Origin of the sequence: Peribacillus sp. YIM B13482, from assembly GCF_042787975.1 — a bacterium.
GTDB lineage: Bacteria > Bacillota > Bacilli > Bacillales > DSM-1321 > Peribacillus > Peribacillus simplex_A.
Genome location: NZ_JBHZPF010000073.1, coordinates 1 through 15,779, shown reverse-complemented (window position 1 = coordinate 15,779; position 15,779 = coordinate 1). Strand labels below are relative to the sequence as shown.

Sequence of the window (15,779 nt, the reverse complement as noted above, 5' to 3'; positions counted from 1 at the left end):
GTATCGAATGAGAATCGTCTTTTTTTAATTTGATTTACCGTACTAGTTAGAAAAACGTGAGTTTTTCAGCAGCCTCCATTAATCTATCCCTCTTTTTAAACTGTCGAATCCCTCTGGTGTATCTATGGAATCTCTGAATCGTCGTAAATGCCCCCGCGTGCTTTAATGGAACCTGAAATGGGAAGGTGGCTGTCACATTTCAACAAAAATGTCCCTTCTAATAGATGCTCATACATGTGTGATAGCTGTTGATGCATCGCCGGGATGGATACAATAGGAGATTCAATGATTCCGTTTAGTTTTCTTGTTTCAGGAAAAACTTTAGCAATGTAAAGAGCAAAACGCTGTAGCCTTTCCTCGGCATCTTTTACATCTTTCTCATTAAGTGGCCGCTTTTTAAGTACCTTTTGAAATGGTTCATATTTAGGATTTGACCAAAATACATCCTTTGTAGCAACTAACTCGTTTATTAAAGGATATTCTTTTATCCAATCTTGAATTGTCTTCATCACTCTTCTCTTCCATAGGTATCGTACCTTTTTCCTTTATCTACTTATTGCCATTTAAAACCCTGACCTTAATGTCCAGAAGTCATTTTAATACCTACAGCCCCTGCAATAATACACATAATAAATAGGGTTAATCTTAAACTTTTAGGTTCATTAAAGAAGATCATTCCTGCTAAAACACTTCCAACAGAGCCGATACTGGTCCATATTGCATAGGCAGTCCCCACTGGAATAGAAGTTAATGACAAAGAAAGAAAATAAAAGCTTAAACTCCCCAAAAAAAGACACGCTACAGAGGGAAGTAATTTTTTAAACCCGTCTGCACGTTTCAGGCTTATAACACTACCAATCTCGGCAAATCCGGCAATAAGAAGAAAAAACCAAGCCATTGAATCATCCCCTAACCATGTATAAATCATATAATTCCTTTAATGTTTAGGTTGTGCTGGATTGGTTTTTATTCCAATTATACCCAATATCATTAAAGCCATAAAAAATACTTTTAGTGGATTAATGGTCTCTCCCAAAAAAAGCATCCCAATTACTACTGTTCCCACCGTTCCCAATCCAGTAAAAACGGCGTAACCAGTTCCTAAGGGAATGGAATGTAAAGCTTTTGAAAGTAAAAAGAAACTATAGATTATAATAACTACCGTTACTATACTAGGTATAATTTTGGTGAATCCGTGAGAATATTTAAGACCGATCACCCAGACGATTTCCAAAAGTCCTGCCATTATGATATATATCCATGCCATTTTATCGCTCTCTCCTTCGGCATTGACACTTATTTTTGAACCACGAAGTTCTCCATATATCGATAAATCGCATAAGCTACCCCATTCTCATCATTTTTAAGGGTTGTCGTTGTACAAACAGCTTTTATGACATCTTTCGCATTTCCCATCGCTACGCTGTATCCAACTTTCTGGAACATGGATAAATCATTGTTGCTGTCCCCGATTGCCATAGCCTGATCTAAGGAGCCATTCATCAAAAAAGCCAATTTTTCAAGGGCCATTCCTTTTGAAGCTCTTTTACTAGTAATTTCAATGTTGTGATCAGCAGATGAAACAACCATCAACTCATCAAACTTTTTGAATTGGTTCCATGCTTCCTCTAAAGTCTTTTTATCAAAAGAACATGCTAATATGTTATAGAATTCTTCCTCCTGTTTTAAGATATCATGATAGTTTTCAACTAAAACATATCCAAACTGGTCAAATTGCCTTTCCGCTACTTCAACTAATTCTTTCATATCTGTATTCAAATCGGCGCTTTTCAAACTTTTAATCTCATTATGGAAATGTTCTCTTCCCTTTTTAGGAGTATAAATGGCTTTATCAGTAAACACTTCGTAATAATAATTCCGTTCATCTAACCATTGGAGAATAGATTCGACACAATCTTTAGTTATCGTAATAGAAGAAATGCACTTTCCGCTTTTGGAATGAATAGTTGCGCCATTTGTCCCGATTACAAATGGGGAAATCCCGGCTTTTTCACAAATTGTTTGAACGTCAAAATAAGCCCGTCCTGTTGAAATAACTACTTCAAAGCCTCTATCTTGGGCATATTGAATCGCCTTTATATTTTCATCACTAATTTCATTCTGGTCGTTTAATAATGTTCCGTCTAAATCTATCGCAATGAAACTCATGCTATATAGCCCCTTTTCTCATTCTATCTATTAAATTCTCTTTCTAGCTTTTATACCTGCTCTCAATAAAAAGCCAATCAAAAAAGAGAGAGAACTCCCTCATCCATCTCGATATGTCCTTTTATGGATTGACTATGCTTGAATCCAATTGATCTCCTCTAATTTTGAATGATTTCTCCATTCCTCTGGAAATGGTTGCTCACAGACAATCACATCGACTTTTTCTAGAGGACAAACTTTACTAAATGTGTCGACACCAATTTTAGAGTAATCCGTTAGCAATATAACTTGCTTTGATACCTCGACCATCTTGCGTGAAACTAATGTTTCATGTAAATGATAATTACTAACCCCATTTTGAATGGAAACACCACCAGCTGAAATGAACGCTTTATCAATATTAAATTGATTTAACATTTGTTCAGTGAGACCGCCGCTTATAGATTGATGCTTTGGATCAATTTGTCCGCCTAGTAATAGAATTTGTCCTGTAAACTTATTTTCATTGAGCAATTCGGTTAACATAGACGACACAGGAAGAGAATTGGTTAAAATCGTAATGTCTATTTTATTTTCGATACACTGCGCAAATTCAAGCATGGTTGTCCCTACATCAATGGCAATCACATCTCCGTTAGAAATGAGTTCTACTGCTTTTTTCCCAACCTTAATTTTCGCTTCTTGATTCACCGTTGTACGCTGTTTAAATGGAGGCTCCTCAAATTCAAAGACTGTTTTAATCGCTCCACCGTAAACCCTCTTTAAAAGCCCTTTTTCCTCTAATATCATCAAATCGCGTCGAATCGTTTCCTCTGAAACATTAAATTGATCAACTAATTCCATTACTCTAACTTTTCCCATTTTGTTAAGTTCTTTTAAAATTTCATTCTTTCTTTCTTCTGGCAAAACAGACATATTCCTTCCTCCGTAATCATTAATAATTTATAAAATAATGCATTCTTTCTTCGGTACAACAATATTGACGCGTGCTCCTTGTTCAAACATTTTTCCTCGGTGGTGAAGATAGTCTACAAGGAAAGCGGACTCATCTGTTTCTACTTCATATCTTAAAACATTCCCTGTCATGGAAACATCTTTAATAAACCCTTTAATTCCCCAGTTCTCTTGTAAATCCAAGCTATCCTCACCAGCAGAAACTAATTGTAAAACTTCAGGACGAATCGCGACTTCATTCCCTTTTAATTCTGTGCTGCGAACAAGTTTATGGAAAACTTCCATATTACAAACATTATAATTCCCGATAAATTTTGCAACAAATGTATTGGCTGGAGAAGTATAAATTTCTGATGGAGAACCGGATTGTACAACTTTTCCTTTATTCATGACAAAAATTCGGTCAGACATCGTCATTGCTTCTTCCTGATCATGCGTAACAAAAATAGTTGTAATATCTAATTCTTTCTGTATTCTCTTTAATTCTTTTTGCAAACTTTTTCTAATTTTAGCATCCAATGCGCTTAACGGCTCATCCAAAAGCAGTACTTTCGGCTCCATGACAAGCGCACGGGCAAGAGCAACCCTCTGCTGTTGTCCACCAGATAATTGATGAGGATACGACTCTTCTTTTCCTATTAAATCAACCATATCAATCATATTTTTCACTTTTGATTTAATATTTTTTACCTTCTTCATTTTAAGGCCGTACGCGATATTGTCAAAAACGCTCATATTTGGGAAAAGCGCATAAGACTGAAATACCATACCGACTTCACGCTGACGCGGTGATAAATTAGTAATATCTTTTCCATCAATTAAGATTCTTCCTACATCAACACCTTCAAGCCCCGCAATGGAACGTAATAATGTACTTTTCCCGCATCCGCTTTGCCCAAGAAGTGTAGCAAATTCTCCTTTTTTTAATGTTAAAGAAATGTCATTTAGAACGACTTGATTTTCATACCCCTTAGTCACTTGATTGATGGTTACATAGCTCATTACTTTTCACCTTCTATAGCAGTATTTTTATTACAGTGTTGTTTTTTAAAAAATGAAGGAATTCGCTTCTTATTTGACACGACAGGTTTTTTTTCGTTTCTAAACGTAAGTTTTAATACAATCCCCGTTAAAAGTAAAATCATTGAATAATAAGTAATAACAATTGCACTTGTTAAGTGACCACTGCTGTTTAGTTTGTCGGCAAGATAAATTTGAATGGTTTCAAATCGGCCCCCGACAAGCAAATTGGCAAAAGCAAACTCACTAAATAAAAGAGCGACTGATAATAAGGTAGACACTAAAATACCAGATATAATATTTGGAAACACCACTGTGCGAAACGACTGGAATTTGGTAGCACCCAGTAATTCAGCTGCATCAACAAGCTGCACAGCATTAATCGTACGAAGACTGCTACGAATACCTTGATACATAAATGGCAGAATCGTTATGAAATAGGCACCGATTAAAATCCAAGGTGTTCCGGCAATTTGAATCGGTCCATCTGAATATACCTTGATTAATCCGACAGCTCCAACAATGGGAGGAATTCCATAAGGAAGCATAGCTGCTGCTTGAAGTAACCCTTCCCATTTACTGAAATATACCGTGATGATAAAGATAGTCGGAAGCATAATAACAACACTAAGACCTACAGACATGACAATTAAAAACAGCGTTCGTCGAAAAGCATCATAAAACCGTTCATCTTGAAATAATTCAATATACCAATCCATTGTATAACTCTCAGGTAAAATGGTATGATCCCATTTTCCGGCAACCGAGAATAAAAAGGTTCCTACAAGCGGAATTAATAAATATATAACTAGTAACCCAACAATCACTTTATGAAAAGTCAATGAAGATTTCATCGTAAATCCCTCCTAATGCGGCGCATCATTCGTTCATTGAACCACATCGCCCCTATCATTGTCGCTGCTAGAAGAACTCCCATCGCACTACCTAGCTGCGGCTTTAATGCAACGTCACTAGCAACTAGAGAGGCAATTTGCAATGACAATAAGTTATAGTTGCTGCCTACTAATGCATAGGCAGTAGCGTAAGCTCCCATCGAATTAGCAAACAAAATGCTGAATGTACCTACAATACTAGGTAAAAGAACTGGAATCCCAATGTGAAGCCAAAATGATAATGTTGATCCTCCTAATAATGAAGAAGCTTCTTTCCATTGTTTCTTAATTCCTTGATAAGACGGGTAGATGAGCATAATAGCAAGCGGAATTTGAAAATATATATAAACAAGAATGAGGCCTGTCCATGAATATAAATTAAAATCCGCAAACACATCCCCACCAATCTTTGAAAAAAGCAACGTAAACAGCCCATTGTTTCCAAGTAAAATAATAAATGAAAATGAAAGGGGAATTCCCTCAAAGTTCGACGTCATATTGGCAATCATCAGCAGGCGATTTTGTATTTTTTGTGAGAACTTTGTAAACGAATAGGCTGCAATGACTGCTATAAACACAGAAGTTACGGCAGAAAACAAGGAAATGACAATGCTATTTTGAATACCTTGTAAGTAAAACTTACTTTTAAATATTGTGATATATTGATCAATCGTAACTTGAATTCCATCGTCTGCATAAAAACTGTCTTTAATCATTGCCACTAATGGTCCTATTTCAAATCCAATCACAAACATAATAAATGGCAATAAAAGAGCTAATAAGTAAATTTTTTGTTTTTTTATTTTTCGCAAGACTTCTCGCTCCTCTTTGTTCTCTAACATTTTGGGAAAATTCAGGAATTGATTTAACAGTACGTTCGTTAAACCAATTCCCGTCAACCTTCATTCTTCATTTTAATGTTGAATAGTGGTATCTTTTTTAAAGGGTATTTTTTTCCTTTCAGACCTGGAAATTGATATGAAATCATTTTATTGGACGGCTCAATATATAAAAGTTCACAAACGAGCGGCGCAAAAGCTAATTGCGGAACTACTTCACTGTAAACACCAGGTTCAACTTTTGGACTCATGATAAAGAGCGGTACATCACGCTCACCATCAGTTATGCCGCCATGGTTGCCATATTCACTCATGCCATGATCAGATGTAATTAAAATGTGGTAACCTTCTTTGATCCAAATTGGCAAAAGTGGTGCCAACAAGCTTCCCATTTTTAAGATTTGTTCACGATATTCTTTCGGTTCCGAACCGAAAATTTCTCCTTTTACATCTACACCGAGCGGATGAATATATAAAAAGTGTGGGTCATACTTTCTGCGCAAAGCTTCTGCATCCATAACACATGGCTGTCTGGATAGTCATCATCCCAATAAAATTTTCCATATTGAAATGGCTTAGACTCATCCTCTTGCTCACGATCTTCAATAAAATGGAATGGCGCGCGATTATAAAGTTCGCTTACCCAGTAATAAGATACCGTTCCGTTTCTTAAGCCGTTTTCTTTCGTAAGATGAAAGATACTTTTCTCAGTAGATAAGCGAACGGCTTGATTGGACGTAATTCCGTTCACTGATGCCGGTGTACCCGTTAGTAACACTTCATATAATGGACGGGAAAGACTTTGAGTTCCGACTTTACTTTGTAAAGTGCTGCCTGATTTGTTTCAACTAGATGTTGAATAAATCCAAGAGCCTCACATGCTTTATCATATCTCATACCATCAACAATAATTGCTATTACTTTATTTGACATGGACTAACACCTCTTCTTGCCAAAGCTGTGGTAATTTCTTTGCTGTTTCTTCCCAAGCTTTGTAATCTTCAATAGGTTTTGCATTTTTGTACTGTTCTTCTGGAACCATTTTTTCAGCTACTTCTTTCGGTAGTTCTACATCGCGAATTGGACGGGCAAATCCTTTAGCTAAGTTAATTTGTCCTTCATCGCTTAAGATATATTCTCTAGTTGCCATCGCCGCATGCGGATGCTTTGCATTTTTGTTAATAATAGTTGCGTAGCCGCTTACGACTGAACCTTCACTTGGAATGGCTACATCAAATTGATCGCGGTTAATTTGGTCAGCGTAACCTAGAGCATTGAAATCCCAAACAAGGGCAACTTCCACTTCCCCTTTTTCGATGTTAGCCGGCTTGGCATCAGTTAAGCTAAGGCGGCCTTGCTTGGCAAGCTTAGCAAAATAGTCAATTCCTGGTTGGATATTTGTTTCATCACCACCGTAAGCCTTAGCGGCAGCAAGAACGGCCATTTGGTTCTGTGTACCACGCTGAACATCTCCAACTGTTACTTTATAATCTCCTTTTAATATGTCATCCCATGATTTTGGCGGGTTATCTACTAATTCTTTATTAGTAAAGAATGCAATCGTTCCTTGGTAGCCAACAACCCAATCTCCATTGTCATCTTTTGCCCAGTCAGGTACCTCGTCCCAATAGGAAGTTTTATATGGCATCGTTAATTCTTTTTTTTCCGCGATTGGCCCAAAGGAAATCCCTACATCGCCCATATCAGCTGTTGCATTCTCTCCTTCAGATTCCATTTTGGCAATCTCTTCGGCACTGGATAAATCTGTATCGCTGTGTTCCAACGTATATTTTTTCATCACATCATTCCACGTTTCTCCCCAGTTAGCCCATGAATCAGGCATACCGACACTATTAATTGTCCCCTCTTCTTTTGCCTTTGTTTCAATATCTTTCAGGGTTAGTGAGTTTGGATCTTTAACAACTGGAGCAGCCTGCTCTTCAGGAGCTCCACAAGCAGATAATCCTAGTACACTCACTCCTAACATCACAGCTTGAATAGACTTATAACAGTTCTTCTTGAATGTGTAATTCATAAAAAGGGCCTCCGTTTAGTGTGGAATCTTTAATGTTTATTAATTTTTATTACGGTTTCATCATAGTTCGACAACATTAATCCCACATTAATCAAATATTAAGGTTTTGTAAAACCACTTTTTATTCGTCAAATTCATCAGCTTTTATTTTCATAATCATCCAGAAAAAATCCTCAACAACAGTACGAAAATAGGGTAAAGTAAAAGCAAATCTATAATAGGGTTCCTACCACATCCCATCAAACTAAGCGTGCCAAGAGTTAATTTAAAGTGTGTTCTCTTTATTTTGCTACAGTAATATTAAAATTGTGCATTAATAAGGATAAAACTCCTCCAACAAGTGGCAATGTTGCCTAAACTTCATCCCCATGACCCAAAGTTTAAATCTCTTTATTTGACGGAGGATTCTTTTAGATGCAATATCAAAGTATTTTCCCAGATTTTACAACGTCTTATAAAAACAAAAACTAAAATTATCTTTAACCGAGTTGCGATGGTATTAGGTTTATCTTAGGCGTTACTCTATACCAATCTAGAAATACGAAACCGAATTGAAGGAAATGAATATCACTTTTGAAAATTTTGCGATGAAATGGATTGAATATTATGATATTTAAGTAAAAGTAAGCAGTGTAAGAGCTCGTAGCATTGCTATAAAGCACCTTATATCTAAATGGGGTCATCTCCCTTTGCGAAAGATAACAAGGCATATGTATCAGCCCATTTCAATGAATTGTCCAAGAAGTTTAGCAATAACTACCTTGACAGCATTCATACTACTGTAAATATGATTTTTAAACACGCTATCCGCCAAGTTTTTCTACTTGCAAACCCAATAGAAGGTTTTGTTATGCCTAAAAAACAAATAACTTTAAAATACTTTGAAGAAGAAGAACTCAAAGATAAATTTTTGAAAGTAAGTGAATTGAAGGCATTCTTATGTATTGCTTAAGAACATGGACTTTCTTTTGACTATCTTACCTTTGCAACTTAGCGTATACGGGAGTTCGTTTGGAAGAAATTCTTGCTCTAAAGTGGTCAACCCTTGACTTCATAAAAAACTAAGAATCACAAAAACTTATTACAATCCTAACAAATGAAGCATATGAAGATTGAAAAAGCACATCACTCCACACAGTTTTAGACATACCCACACATCTCTTCTCATTGAAGCTGGTGCAGGTATAAAATAGATATAAGAGAGATTAGGACATTCAGACGTAAATACAACAATGAACATCTACGCACATATGACAAAAAATATTGAAGAAAAGACCTTCCATAAGTTCAGTGAACTTATGGAAGGTCTTTTCTAAATAGTGAAAGTAAGTTTTCAGAAACTGAAAGTTAGCAAAATGTTAGCAATCCACTCTCATCTTACTCCAAAACCCAGTCATACCAAGGGTTTTAGGCGATGATTACATCATAATTGAAGAAAACAGGGCTAAAAAATCTTATCATATAAACACTTTCTAAAAATTCATCACCAATAATCTTTTTAAAATTACACGAGGAAAAGCCGAGGACAAATTAAAGGGTCTGGTATTACGATGAAGTATTTAAACAATAATAAAAATCGAAGAGCCTAAGCTTCTTTGATCTTTTTATATATAAATAATCTTCTTCATTAAGCAAGTTTTTGTAGCTTCCGAAACAAGAAATCGTTTGTAAGCCTCTTTGCCCTTTAGGTGCAATCAATAACGTTTGACTTGCAAAACTTAATGGCTTATTACAGTCTTTGCTACCTCATTCTAAATCAAGCATGGCCTTTGTCAAAAAAAGCTTGCAACTTTAATCCCTAAAAGGGTAGAAACCGGGATCGGTTCTCAGCATCCCCATTATGAAAGCTTTTGTCCTATTGATAATTCGTTGATCCCATGCCCTTAATTATTGTTTTTACATGTATGTTTATTTTTGATTTTGCCAGAGTGTTCCCCCAGTCTTCTTGTACTTTTTTCCACTCTTGATAAGTGTAGGCTCTTGCATACAGACCAAGCCCTAATGGATCAATTTGAGACTTTTGTATTTTTTGAATTAATTGATTGGTTTCATTCTCAAGCTCATTTGCAATGCTTTTTTCAAGCTTTGCATAATCTTTTCGGACATCGAATGGAAAGAGTTGTTCGGATAGCGAGATTTGTAAATCTACATTTATATCAAATACAAAGCGTCCATTGAACTTTACTTTCTTCTTTACTTTCAAATCTGAAATGGAGAAGCTGATGTATGGTTTGCCTTTACTGGCGGATTCCATAGAAAATGGTACCTGCCCCTGAATATTGTACGGCCTTCGCGGCTTTTAATGCCGCCTCTCCCATTTTCGTTCTTAGTTCTTCATCAAGTGCAGGGGATGGCGCTTCTTCAATTAGCTTTTGATGGCGTCTCTGGATTGAGCAATCACGTTCCCCTAAGTGCACGACATTGCCAAAGGAATCACCCATAATTTGGATTTCAATGTGTCGAGGCTCTTCAATGTACTTTTCTAAATAAACACATGCATTACCAAAAGCTGTAGCTGCTTCTTGCTGCGCCATTGAAATCGCATTTTTTAACTCTTCCTCGCATTTTTTAACTCTTCCTCGCATTTAGCAACCCGCATTCCTTTTCCACCACCACCCGCAGTGGCTTTAACAATAACTGGATACCCGATACGTCTTGCTGTAAAAACAGCTTCATCAATATCTTCAATAATCCCATCCGTACCTGGGACAATTGGTACGCCAGCGTATTCCATCGTTTCTCTCGCTACCGCTTTCGCCCCCATCTTACTGATGGCCTCAGGTGTTGGTCCAATAAAAATGATATCGTTTTCAATACATAAATTAGCAAATTCTGCACTTTCCGCTAAAAATCCATAGCCGGGATGGATAGCATCTGCATGTGAAATTTGAGCAACAATTAATAAATTGGTCATATCCAAGTAGCTCTTAGATGATAGGTGTGGTCCAATGCAATAGGCTTCATCTGCTAGACGTACATGCAAAGCTTCACGGTCTGCTTCAGAATATACAGCGACCGTAGATATCCCCATTTCCTTACACGCCCTAATCACACGGACAGCAATTTCTCCTCGATTAGCAATAAGAACCTTTTTAAACATATACGAATTCCTTTCCAAAAGCTTATTATTGTCTATCAATCACTCTATTGATAGCAGATCTTCATTGAGAAGAGATGCACTTATTAATCAGGAGTAATAACATGTTCTTATTTAAGAATTTACCAGTTTTTTTTTAATTTCTTTCGCTAGAAGCGGAATCAACTCAAACAAATCCCCCACAATACCGTAGTCCGCTACTTGAAAGATAGGTGTTTCGGAATCTTGTTAATCGCAACGACAACTTTAGAGGTAGACACCCCGACTAAATGCTGAATGGCCTCTGAAATTCCGCAGGCAATGGACAAATCAGGGTTTACGACTTTTCCCGCCTGTCCGATTTGAAGTGAATAATCTCAGTATTCAGCACCTAGCACATCCGCCAATTCCTGAAGCGGTTGTGTTCCATCCATTCGGTCAGCAACGAGCTATAAGATTGGATGTACAAATCACTTGATGGCAAAACCGATTCAAAAGTACCAGAGAATTTCATGTCACCTTACTTTTTTTCGCCTGTATTTCACACACAACAACGTTGTCAGCTTTTTTCTCTACTACTTTGCCATCAAACCTCCTTTTCTCTTGAAAGCCATAACCGCCAATGATTTGCAAAAAAGCGAGCGGAACAGGAATACCAGCATCCTTAGCTGACTCCAAGCTGTAGAAAATCATCCCCTATTGCAATCGCCAATTCTTTTATTTTTCCTTTTTCCACTGCCATGCGGTAAGGCTCTAACTCATGCCCATGCAAATCTTTCACGTTTGACAAACCCATTCGCTTCTTTTTAATAGATTACATTCCTGTTTTCGTTAATATTGAGTTTTTTCTATGCTTTAAGCAGATTTCCGGCAATAACAAGACGCTGAATCTCTTGCGTCCCTTCATAGATTTGGGTGATTTTAGCATCTCTCATATATCGTTCTACCGGGTATTCCCTTGTGTAGCCATATCCGCCAAATACTTGAACAGCCTCCACCGCTACTTCCATGGCGGTGTCTCCAGCAAATAGTTTGGACATTGCAGATTGAAGTCCGTAAGGAATTCCTTGATCCTCACACCATGCTGCCTGATACGTCAATAAACGGGCAGCTTGAATTTTTGTGGCCATATCGGCTAATTTGAATTGAATAGCTTGAAGTGAGCTAATCGGTTTGCCAAATTGGACGCGATCCTTTGCAAATGTTACGGCATTATCAAATGCTCCTTGAGCGATTCCAACAGCTTGAGAAGCGATTCCGTTCCGACCGCCGTCGAGAGTCTTCATGGCAATCTGGAACCCTTCACCCACTTGGCCCAAAAGATTGTCCTTTGGAACCCGGCAGTCCTCACAAATGATCTCTGTCGTGGAGGAAGAGCGAATTCCCATCTTTTTTTCCTTCTTTCCTACAGAGAAGCCTGGGAAGCCCTTTTCCACAATAAACGCAGAAATGCCTTTATGCTTTAGTGCAGAGTTGGTCTGTGCGAAAACGATATAAGTGTCGGCATAGCCTCCGTTGGTGATAAAAATCTTCGATCCGTTCAAAACCCATTCATCTCCGTCAAGAACGGCTGTTGTTCTCATTCCACTGGCATCAGATCCGGATCCAGATTCCGTCAAGCAATACGCACCCATGTTTTTTCCTTCCGCCATGGCCCGCAAATATTTTTGCTTTTGATGTTCCGTTCCAAACTTGTAAATCGGCCATCCGGCTAACGATGTATGTGCCGAAAGTGTGGTCCCAATTGAAGCGTCCACCCGAGACAATTCCTCCACCACGATCACATAACTCAAATAATCGGCACCTGCACCTCCGTACTCTACTGGCCAAGGAATGCCACATAAACCAAACTCTGCCATCTTTTGCCAAATCTTGATATCAAAGTATTCCTCTTCATCACGTTGAGCTGCAGTAGGTTCACATTCGTTTAGAGCAAACTCACGTACCATTTTTTGCATCATTTGATGTTCCTTAGATAATAAAAAATTCATCATTAGTCCCCTTTTTTGATTTTGTTATTCCAAACAAGATATCTTCTGAAAAACTATGTAAGCTATTTGCCATTGTAAATCTATCAAGATAATACTTTTAAATACTCCAACTCTTCCAAGGATAGGACCTTAATGGTATTTACACTTTTTGTTCGATAAGCTTTCGGGTATAGATAGTTACCCATTTCCTTGGCAACAATCCCACAGATTTAGCCATGAGTTTATTTTTAAAGCCTGGAATGATTACAGTTTTATTCTTCATTAACCCTTCAAATCCGCACTTGGCAACAGCTTGCGGCTCTATTAAGTTCTTAATGAAAATTTTTGTTCTTGTTGAAGCCAACCCTTGCGTGAGCGGCGTTTTGGTAGAAGGGGGACATAATACAGAAGCTTGAACTCCGGTTCCTTTAAGTTCTTCCGCAATTGCTTCCGTAAAGAATAAGACGTAAGATTTGCTGGCACCGTACATCGACATCCGTGGAGTTGGCTGAAAGGCTGCTGTTGAAGCCACGTTTAAAATTTTACCTTGCTTTCGTTTCACCATGTCATCCGCAATAAGTTTAGTTAAATACGTGAGAGAGATCATGTTGAGCTGCAGGTATTCCATTTCTTTTTGAATATCCAATTCCGTCATCAACCCTAATCCGCCTGCTCCAGCATTATTAATCAAAATATCGATGTCGATTCCTTCGCATTTCAAGTATCGATGTAAGCTCTCTACCGTTGTATGGCTGCTCAAATCGCCGGCAAAAGTATTCACTTGCAAGCCATATTCCTTTTTTAAGCTCTCGGCTTGTTGTTCCAACAACGCCGAATCTCTTGCAACTAATACCAAGTTATAATAATGCTCTGCAAAAACTTTTGTGAATTCATATCCGATCCCTTTTGTAGCACCAGTAATCAAAACCGTCTCTGCTGTCATTTATCATTATTCCTCCTAGCATTATTATCTGTTAAGTTAGAATATTAAAAATTATAAAAATATTATTATGTTTATGATTATACTTATAAGTTTTAATTAAATAAAATTAAAAATATTAATATATAAATTATTACTACTAATATTAAAATTAAAAATCCCAGAAAAAAGAGAAGCCTCTTCGTCATGTGGACACCGGGCTTCTCCTTTTTTTATGAATCTAACTATCAAAATTTAGTCACATCAATAGGCTCAATTCCTTCAGCCGCACAATATTCATAGTATCTTTTCAGGAATGATTCCCAATTATCTCTGGCAAGAATTTCTCCTTCTTCACCCAAATAGTCTAATGTTCCTTCTACAATATTGAAGGTGATAACATCTTCATCCCCTACAGCTGTCGGCGTATGTTTGGAGCCTGCAGGCTCATAAACCATGTCACCAGGTTTGGAGATCCAAGGCTCCTCGAGATATCTCCAAGTCCCTTGGACGGTATATACAATGACTGTTCCAGAATGGAAATGGGCCGGAAGCTGCATTTTCGCAGGAACACATAATAACGTAACCGTCTGTCCGGTCACAGGGTTGGCTTTAAGCAACTTAAACCTCGCATCTCCAAAATATGGAATCCAAGGCAATTCATCTACACTAACATTACCTGCATGAAATACTTCTACTTCTTTTACATCTTTTAAATCACTCACTTAAAATCCCCTCTTCCAATAAATATTTATTTAATTCGCATATTGTTATCGCTTTCATCAGCAAGCAAATTAACTAGTTCGAATTTATTAACTCAGTTTATTCGTAATTTTTAGTTAAGTAAAATTGGTATTTTTTAATTGTAGTTAAGTATGATTAATTTACGCAACCACGTTATTTGGTTGAAATTTACTTAGCCCCAAGTCCACCATCAAGAGTCAAAATTTGTCCAGTACAATAATCAGATGCTGCTGAAGCAAAGTATAGGAGTGCACCTACCAAATCATTGTCATTGCCTAATCTTCTAACTGGAACTTGTGACGCAATGAAAGGGCCTGCTTTGTGTACAAGTGTTCCCGGTATTTCGGGGTTATTCATACCTGTAGTGAAAACTCCAGGAGCAATTGAATTTACATACACTCCATGTCGTCCCCACTTAACTGCCAGATCCTTCGTTAAAGTCATGACTGCACCCTTACTAGTTGTATATCCGACAGAATCTACAGCTTCCGGGTCAACTCCTTTAAAGCCGATACTAGAAGAAATGTTAATGATTTTACCGTATTCGTTATTAATCATATGTTTACCAACTGCCTGACACATCAAGAATGTTCCAGTCACATTTGTATCCATCATAGATTGCCATTGTTCTAAAGGCATATCCGTAGCAGGAGACTCAAAAACTGTTCCGCTGCCGTTGACTAAAATTCTGATTTCCCCAAAATGAGAAACCGCTTTCTCAACACCTTGAACGACAGATTCCCGATCTGTGACATCCAATGACAGAGCAAGTGCCTGTCTTCCTAACGCCTCGATTTCTTTTACAACTGCTTCGCAAACCTCTAAACGCCGTGAACATACAACAACGTTTGCTCCAGCTTCTGCCAATGCCAGTGCCATTACACGCCCTAACCCGCTGCCGCCTCCAGTAACGATTGCTGTCTTACCATTTAAATCAAACAATTGGTTCAATGACATTCTTGTTCTCCTCCTATTTTTTTAGAATATTCAAAGTTTTTAAAATACTATTGATATTGATTATACTAATAAATTATAATTAAATAAAATTAAAAATTTTAATCTGTAAGTAAGTATTACTTATATTTAAAGGCTCTTTTCGTAAAGATTGTTGTTTTTAAAACGAAACTATTTAAGGTTGATTGGAGCGGAAGTGCGAGACT

15 protein-coding genes and 5 pseudogenes are annotated in these 15,779 nt (G+C 37.4%); 1 reads left to right on the top strand and 19 read right to left on the bottom strand.

Annotated features, from left to right (window positions below):
* Positions 1–140: 140 nt before the first annotated feature.
* The 10 genes and pseudogenes from ACFX4L_RS22925 to ACFX4L_RS22880 form a co-directional block, all read right to left on the bottom strand.
* A pseudogene (locus ACFX4L_RS22925) lies at positions 141–509 on the bottom strand (D-serine ammonia-lyase); the annotation flags it as partial.
* Positions 510–577: 68 nt separating this feature from the next.
* The gene (locus ACFX4L_RS22920) at positions 578–898 is read right to left on the bottom strand and encodes a DMT family transporter (protein ID WP_061462928.1); all 321 of its coding nucleotides are present in this window, start codon (positions 896–898) and stop codon (positions 578–580) included.
* A gap of 39 nt (positions 899–937) precedes the next feature.
* Positions 938–1,267 carry a DMT family transporter gene (locus ACFX4L_RS22915; protein WP_061462927.1) on the bottom strand — a complete coding sequence of 110 codons (330 nt, stop codon included), beginning with the start codon at positions 1,265–1,267 and terminating at the stop codon, positions 938–940.
* A gap of 29 nt (positions 1,268–1,296) precedes the next feature.
* Positions 1,297–2,169, bottom strand: coding sequence for a Cof-type HAD-IIB family hydrolase (locus ACFX4L_RS22910; RefSeq protein ID WP_377406299.1), 873 nt, complete (start codon positions 2,167–2,169; stop codon positions 1,297–1,299).
* A 132-nt stretch (positions 2,170–2,301) separates the two neighbouring features.
* The gene (locus ACFX4L_RS22905; RefSeq protein ID WP_284470957.1) at positions 2,302–3,084 is read right to left on the bottom strand and encodes a DeoR/GlpR family DNA-binding transcription regulator; all 783 of its coding nucleotides are present in this window, start codon (positions 3,082–3,084) and stop codon (positions 2,302–2,304) included.
* Positions 3,085–3,111: 27 nt separating this feature from the next.
* Positions 3,112–4,125, bottom strand: a complete 1,014-nt coding sequence (locus ACFX4L_RS22900) for an ABC transporter ATP-binding protein (protein WP_284470958.1) — start codon at positions 4,123–4,125, stop codon at positions 3,112–3,114.
* Positions 4,125–4,997, bottom strand: coding sequence for an ABC transporter permease (locus ACFX4L_RS22895; protein ID WP_377387037.1), 873 nt, complete (start codon positions 4,995–4,997; stop codon positions 4,125–4,127). The genes ACFX4L_RS22900 and ACFX4L_RS22895 overlap by 1 nt, the downstream gene beginning before the upstream one ends.
* Positions 4,994–5,848: an ABC transporter permease gene (locus ACFX4L_RS22890; protein ID WP_377387034.1), complete on the bottom strand. Its 855-nt coding sequence runs from the start codon at positions 5,846–5,848 to the stop codon at positions 4,994–4,996. Before ACFX4L_RS22890 ends, ACFX4L_RS22895 begins: the two co-directional genes overlap by 4 nt.
* 83 nt (positions 5,849–5,931) lie before the next feature.
* Positions 5,932–6,808: pseudogene (locus ACFX4L_RS22885) on the bottom strand (alkaline phosphatase family protein).
* Positions 6,798–7,910, bottom strand: coding sequence for an ABC transporter substrate-binding protein (locus tag ACFX4L_RS22880; RefSeq protein WP_377387031.1), 1,113 nt, complete (start codon positions 7,908–7,910; stop codon positions 6,798–6,800). The pseudogene ACFX4L_RS22885 and the gene ACFX4L_RS22880 overlap by 11 nt, the downstream one beginning before the upstream one ends.
* A gap of 1,112 nt (positions 7,911–9,022) precedes the next feature.
* On the opposite strand from ACFX4L_RS22880, the pseudogene ACFX4L_RS25440 reads away from it, so the two are divergent.
* Positions 9,023–9,226, top strand: a pseudogene (locus ACFX4L_RS25440) (tyrosine-type recombinase/integrase); the annotation flags it as partial.
* A 539-nt stretch (positions 9,227–9,765) separates the two neighbouring features.
* On the opposite strand, the gene ACFX4L_RS22875 reads toward ACFX4L_RS25440, so the two are convergent.
* From ACFX4L_RS22875 to ACFX4L_RS22835, 9 genes and pseudogenes are all read right to left on the bottom strand, one after another.
* On the bottom strand, positions 9,766–10,164 hold the full coding sequence (locus ACFX4L_RS22875) for a Ger(x)C family spore germination C-terminal domain-containing protein (RefSeq protein ID WP_377387028.1): 399 nt from the start codon (positions 10,162–10,164) through the stop codon (positions 9,766–9,768).
* A gap of 4 nt (positions 10,165–10,168) precedes the next feature.
* Positions 10,169–11,010, bottom strand: a pseudogene (locus tag ACFX4L_RS22870) (ATP-binding protein); the annotation flags it as partial.
* Between the two features lie 111 nt (positions 11,011–11,121).
* Positions 11,122–11,417 (bottom strand): annotated as a pseudogene (locus tag ACFX4L_RS22865) (electron transfer flavoprotein subunit alpha/FixB family protein); the annotation flags it as partial.
* 79 nt (positions 11,418–11,496) lie between these two features.
* A complete protein-coding gene (locus ACFX4L_RS22860; RefSeq protein WP_377387025.1) occupies positions 11,497–11,664 on the bottom strand; it encodes a hypothetical protein in 168 nt (55 codons plus the stop codon).
* Entirely contained in the window at positions 11,651–11,776 is a 126-nt protein-coding gene (locus ACFX4L_RS22855) for a hypothetical protein (RefSeq protein ID WP_284470973.1), read from the bottom strand. The genes ACFX4L_RS22860 and ACFX4L_RS22855 overlap by 14 nt, the downstream gene beginning before the upstream one ends.
* 58 nt (positions 11,777–11,834) lie before the next feature.
* Positions 11,835–12,977 carry an acyl-CoA dehydrogenase gene (locus ACFX4L_RS22850; RefSeq protein WP_377387022.1) on the bottom strand — a complete coding sequence of 381 codons (1,143 nt, stop codon included), beginning with the start codon at positions 12,975–12,977 and terminating at the stop codon, positions 11,835–11,837.
* 139 nt (positions 12,978–13,116) lie between these two features.
* Positions 13,117–13,899 (bottom strand): SDR family NAD(P)-dependent oxidoreductase, encoded by a 783-nt coding sequence (locus ACFX4L_RS22845; RefSeq protein ID WP_284470975.1) that lies wholly within the window; start codon positions 13,897–13,899, stop codon positions 13,117–13,119.
* A gap of 224 nt (positions 13,900–14,123) precedes the next feature.
* On the bottom strand, positions 14,124–14,600 hold the full coding sequence (locus ACFX4L_RS22840) for a 2,4'-dihydroxyacetophenone dioxygenase family protein (protein WP_284470976.1): 477 nt from the start codon (positions 14,598–14,600) through the stop codon (positions 14,124–14,126).
* 187 nt (positions 14,601–14,787) lie between these two features.
* Positions 14,788–15,576, bottom strand: a complete 789-nt coding sequence (locus tag ACFX4L_RS22835) for an SDR family NAD(P)-dependent oxidoreductase (protein ID WP_377387018.1) — start codon at positions 15,574–15,576, stop codon at positions 14,788–14,790.
* Positions 15,577–15,779 lie beyond the last annotated feature (203 nt).

Coding starts and splice junctions, on each gene's coding strand:
- ACFX4L_RS22920 (WP_061462928.1), bottom strand. CDS start 898: ATGGCTTGGTTTTTTCTTCTTATTGCCGGATTTGCCGAGATTGGTAGT.
- ACFX4L_RS22915 (WP_061462927.1), bottom strand. CDS start 1,267: ATGGCATGGATATATATCATAATGGCAGGACTTTTGGAAATCGTCTGG.
- ACFX4L_RS22910 (WP_377406299.1), bottom strand. CDS start 2,169: ATGAGTTTCATTGCGATAGATTTAGACGGAACATTATTAAACGACCAG.
- ACFX4L_RS22905 (WP_284470957.1), bottom strand. CDS start 3,084: ATGTCTGTTTTGCCAGAAGAAAGAAAGAATGAAATTTTAAAAGAACTT.
- ACFX4L_RS22900 (WP_284470958.1), bottom strand. CDS start 4,125: ATGAGCTATGTAACCATCAATCAAGTGACTAAGGGGTATGAAAATCAA.
- ACFX4L_RS22895 (WP_377387037.1), bottom strand. CDS start 4,997: ATGAAATCTTCATTGACTTTTCATAAAGTGATTGTTGGGTTACTAGTT.
- ACFX4L_RS22880 (WP_377387031.1), bottom strand. CDS start 7,910: ATGAATTACACATTCAAGAAGAACTGTTATAAGTCTATTCAAGCTGTG.
- ACFX4L_RS22875 (WP_377387028.1), bottom strand. CDS start 10,164: ATGGAATCCGCCAGTAAAGGCAAACCATACATCAGCTTCTCCATTTCA.
- ACFX4L_RS22850 (WP_377387022.1), bottom strand. CDS start 12,977: ATGAATTTTTTATTATCTAAGGAACATCAAATGATGCAAAAAATGGTA.
- ACFX4L_RS22845 (WP_284470975.1), bottom strand. CDS start 13,899: ATGACAGCAGAGACGGTTTTGATTACTGGTGCTACAAAAGGGATCGGA.
- ACFX4L_RS22835 (WP_377387018.1), bottom strand. CDS start 15,576: ATGTCATTGAACCAATTGTTTGATTTAAATGGTAAGACAGCAATCGTT.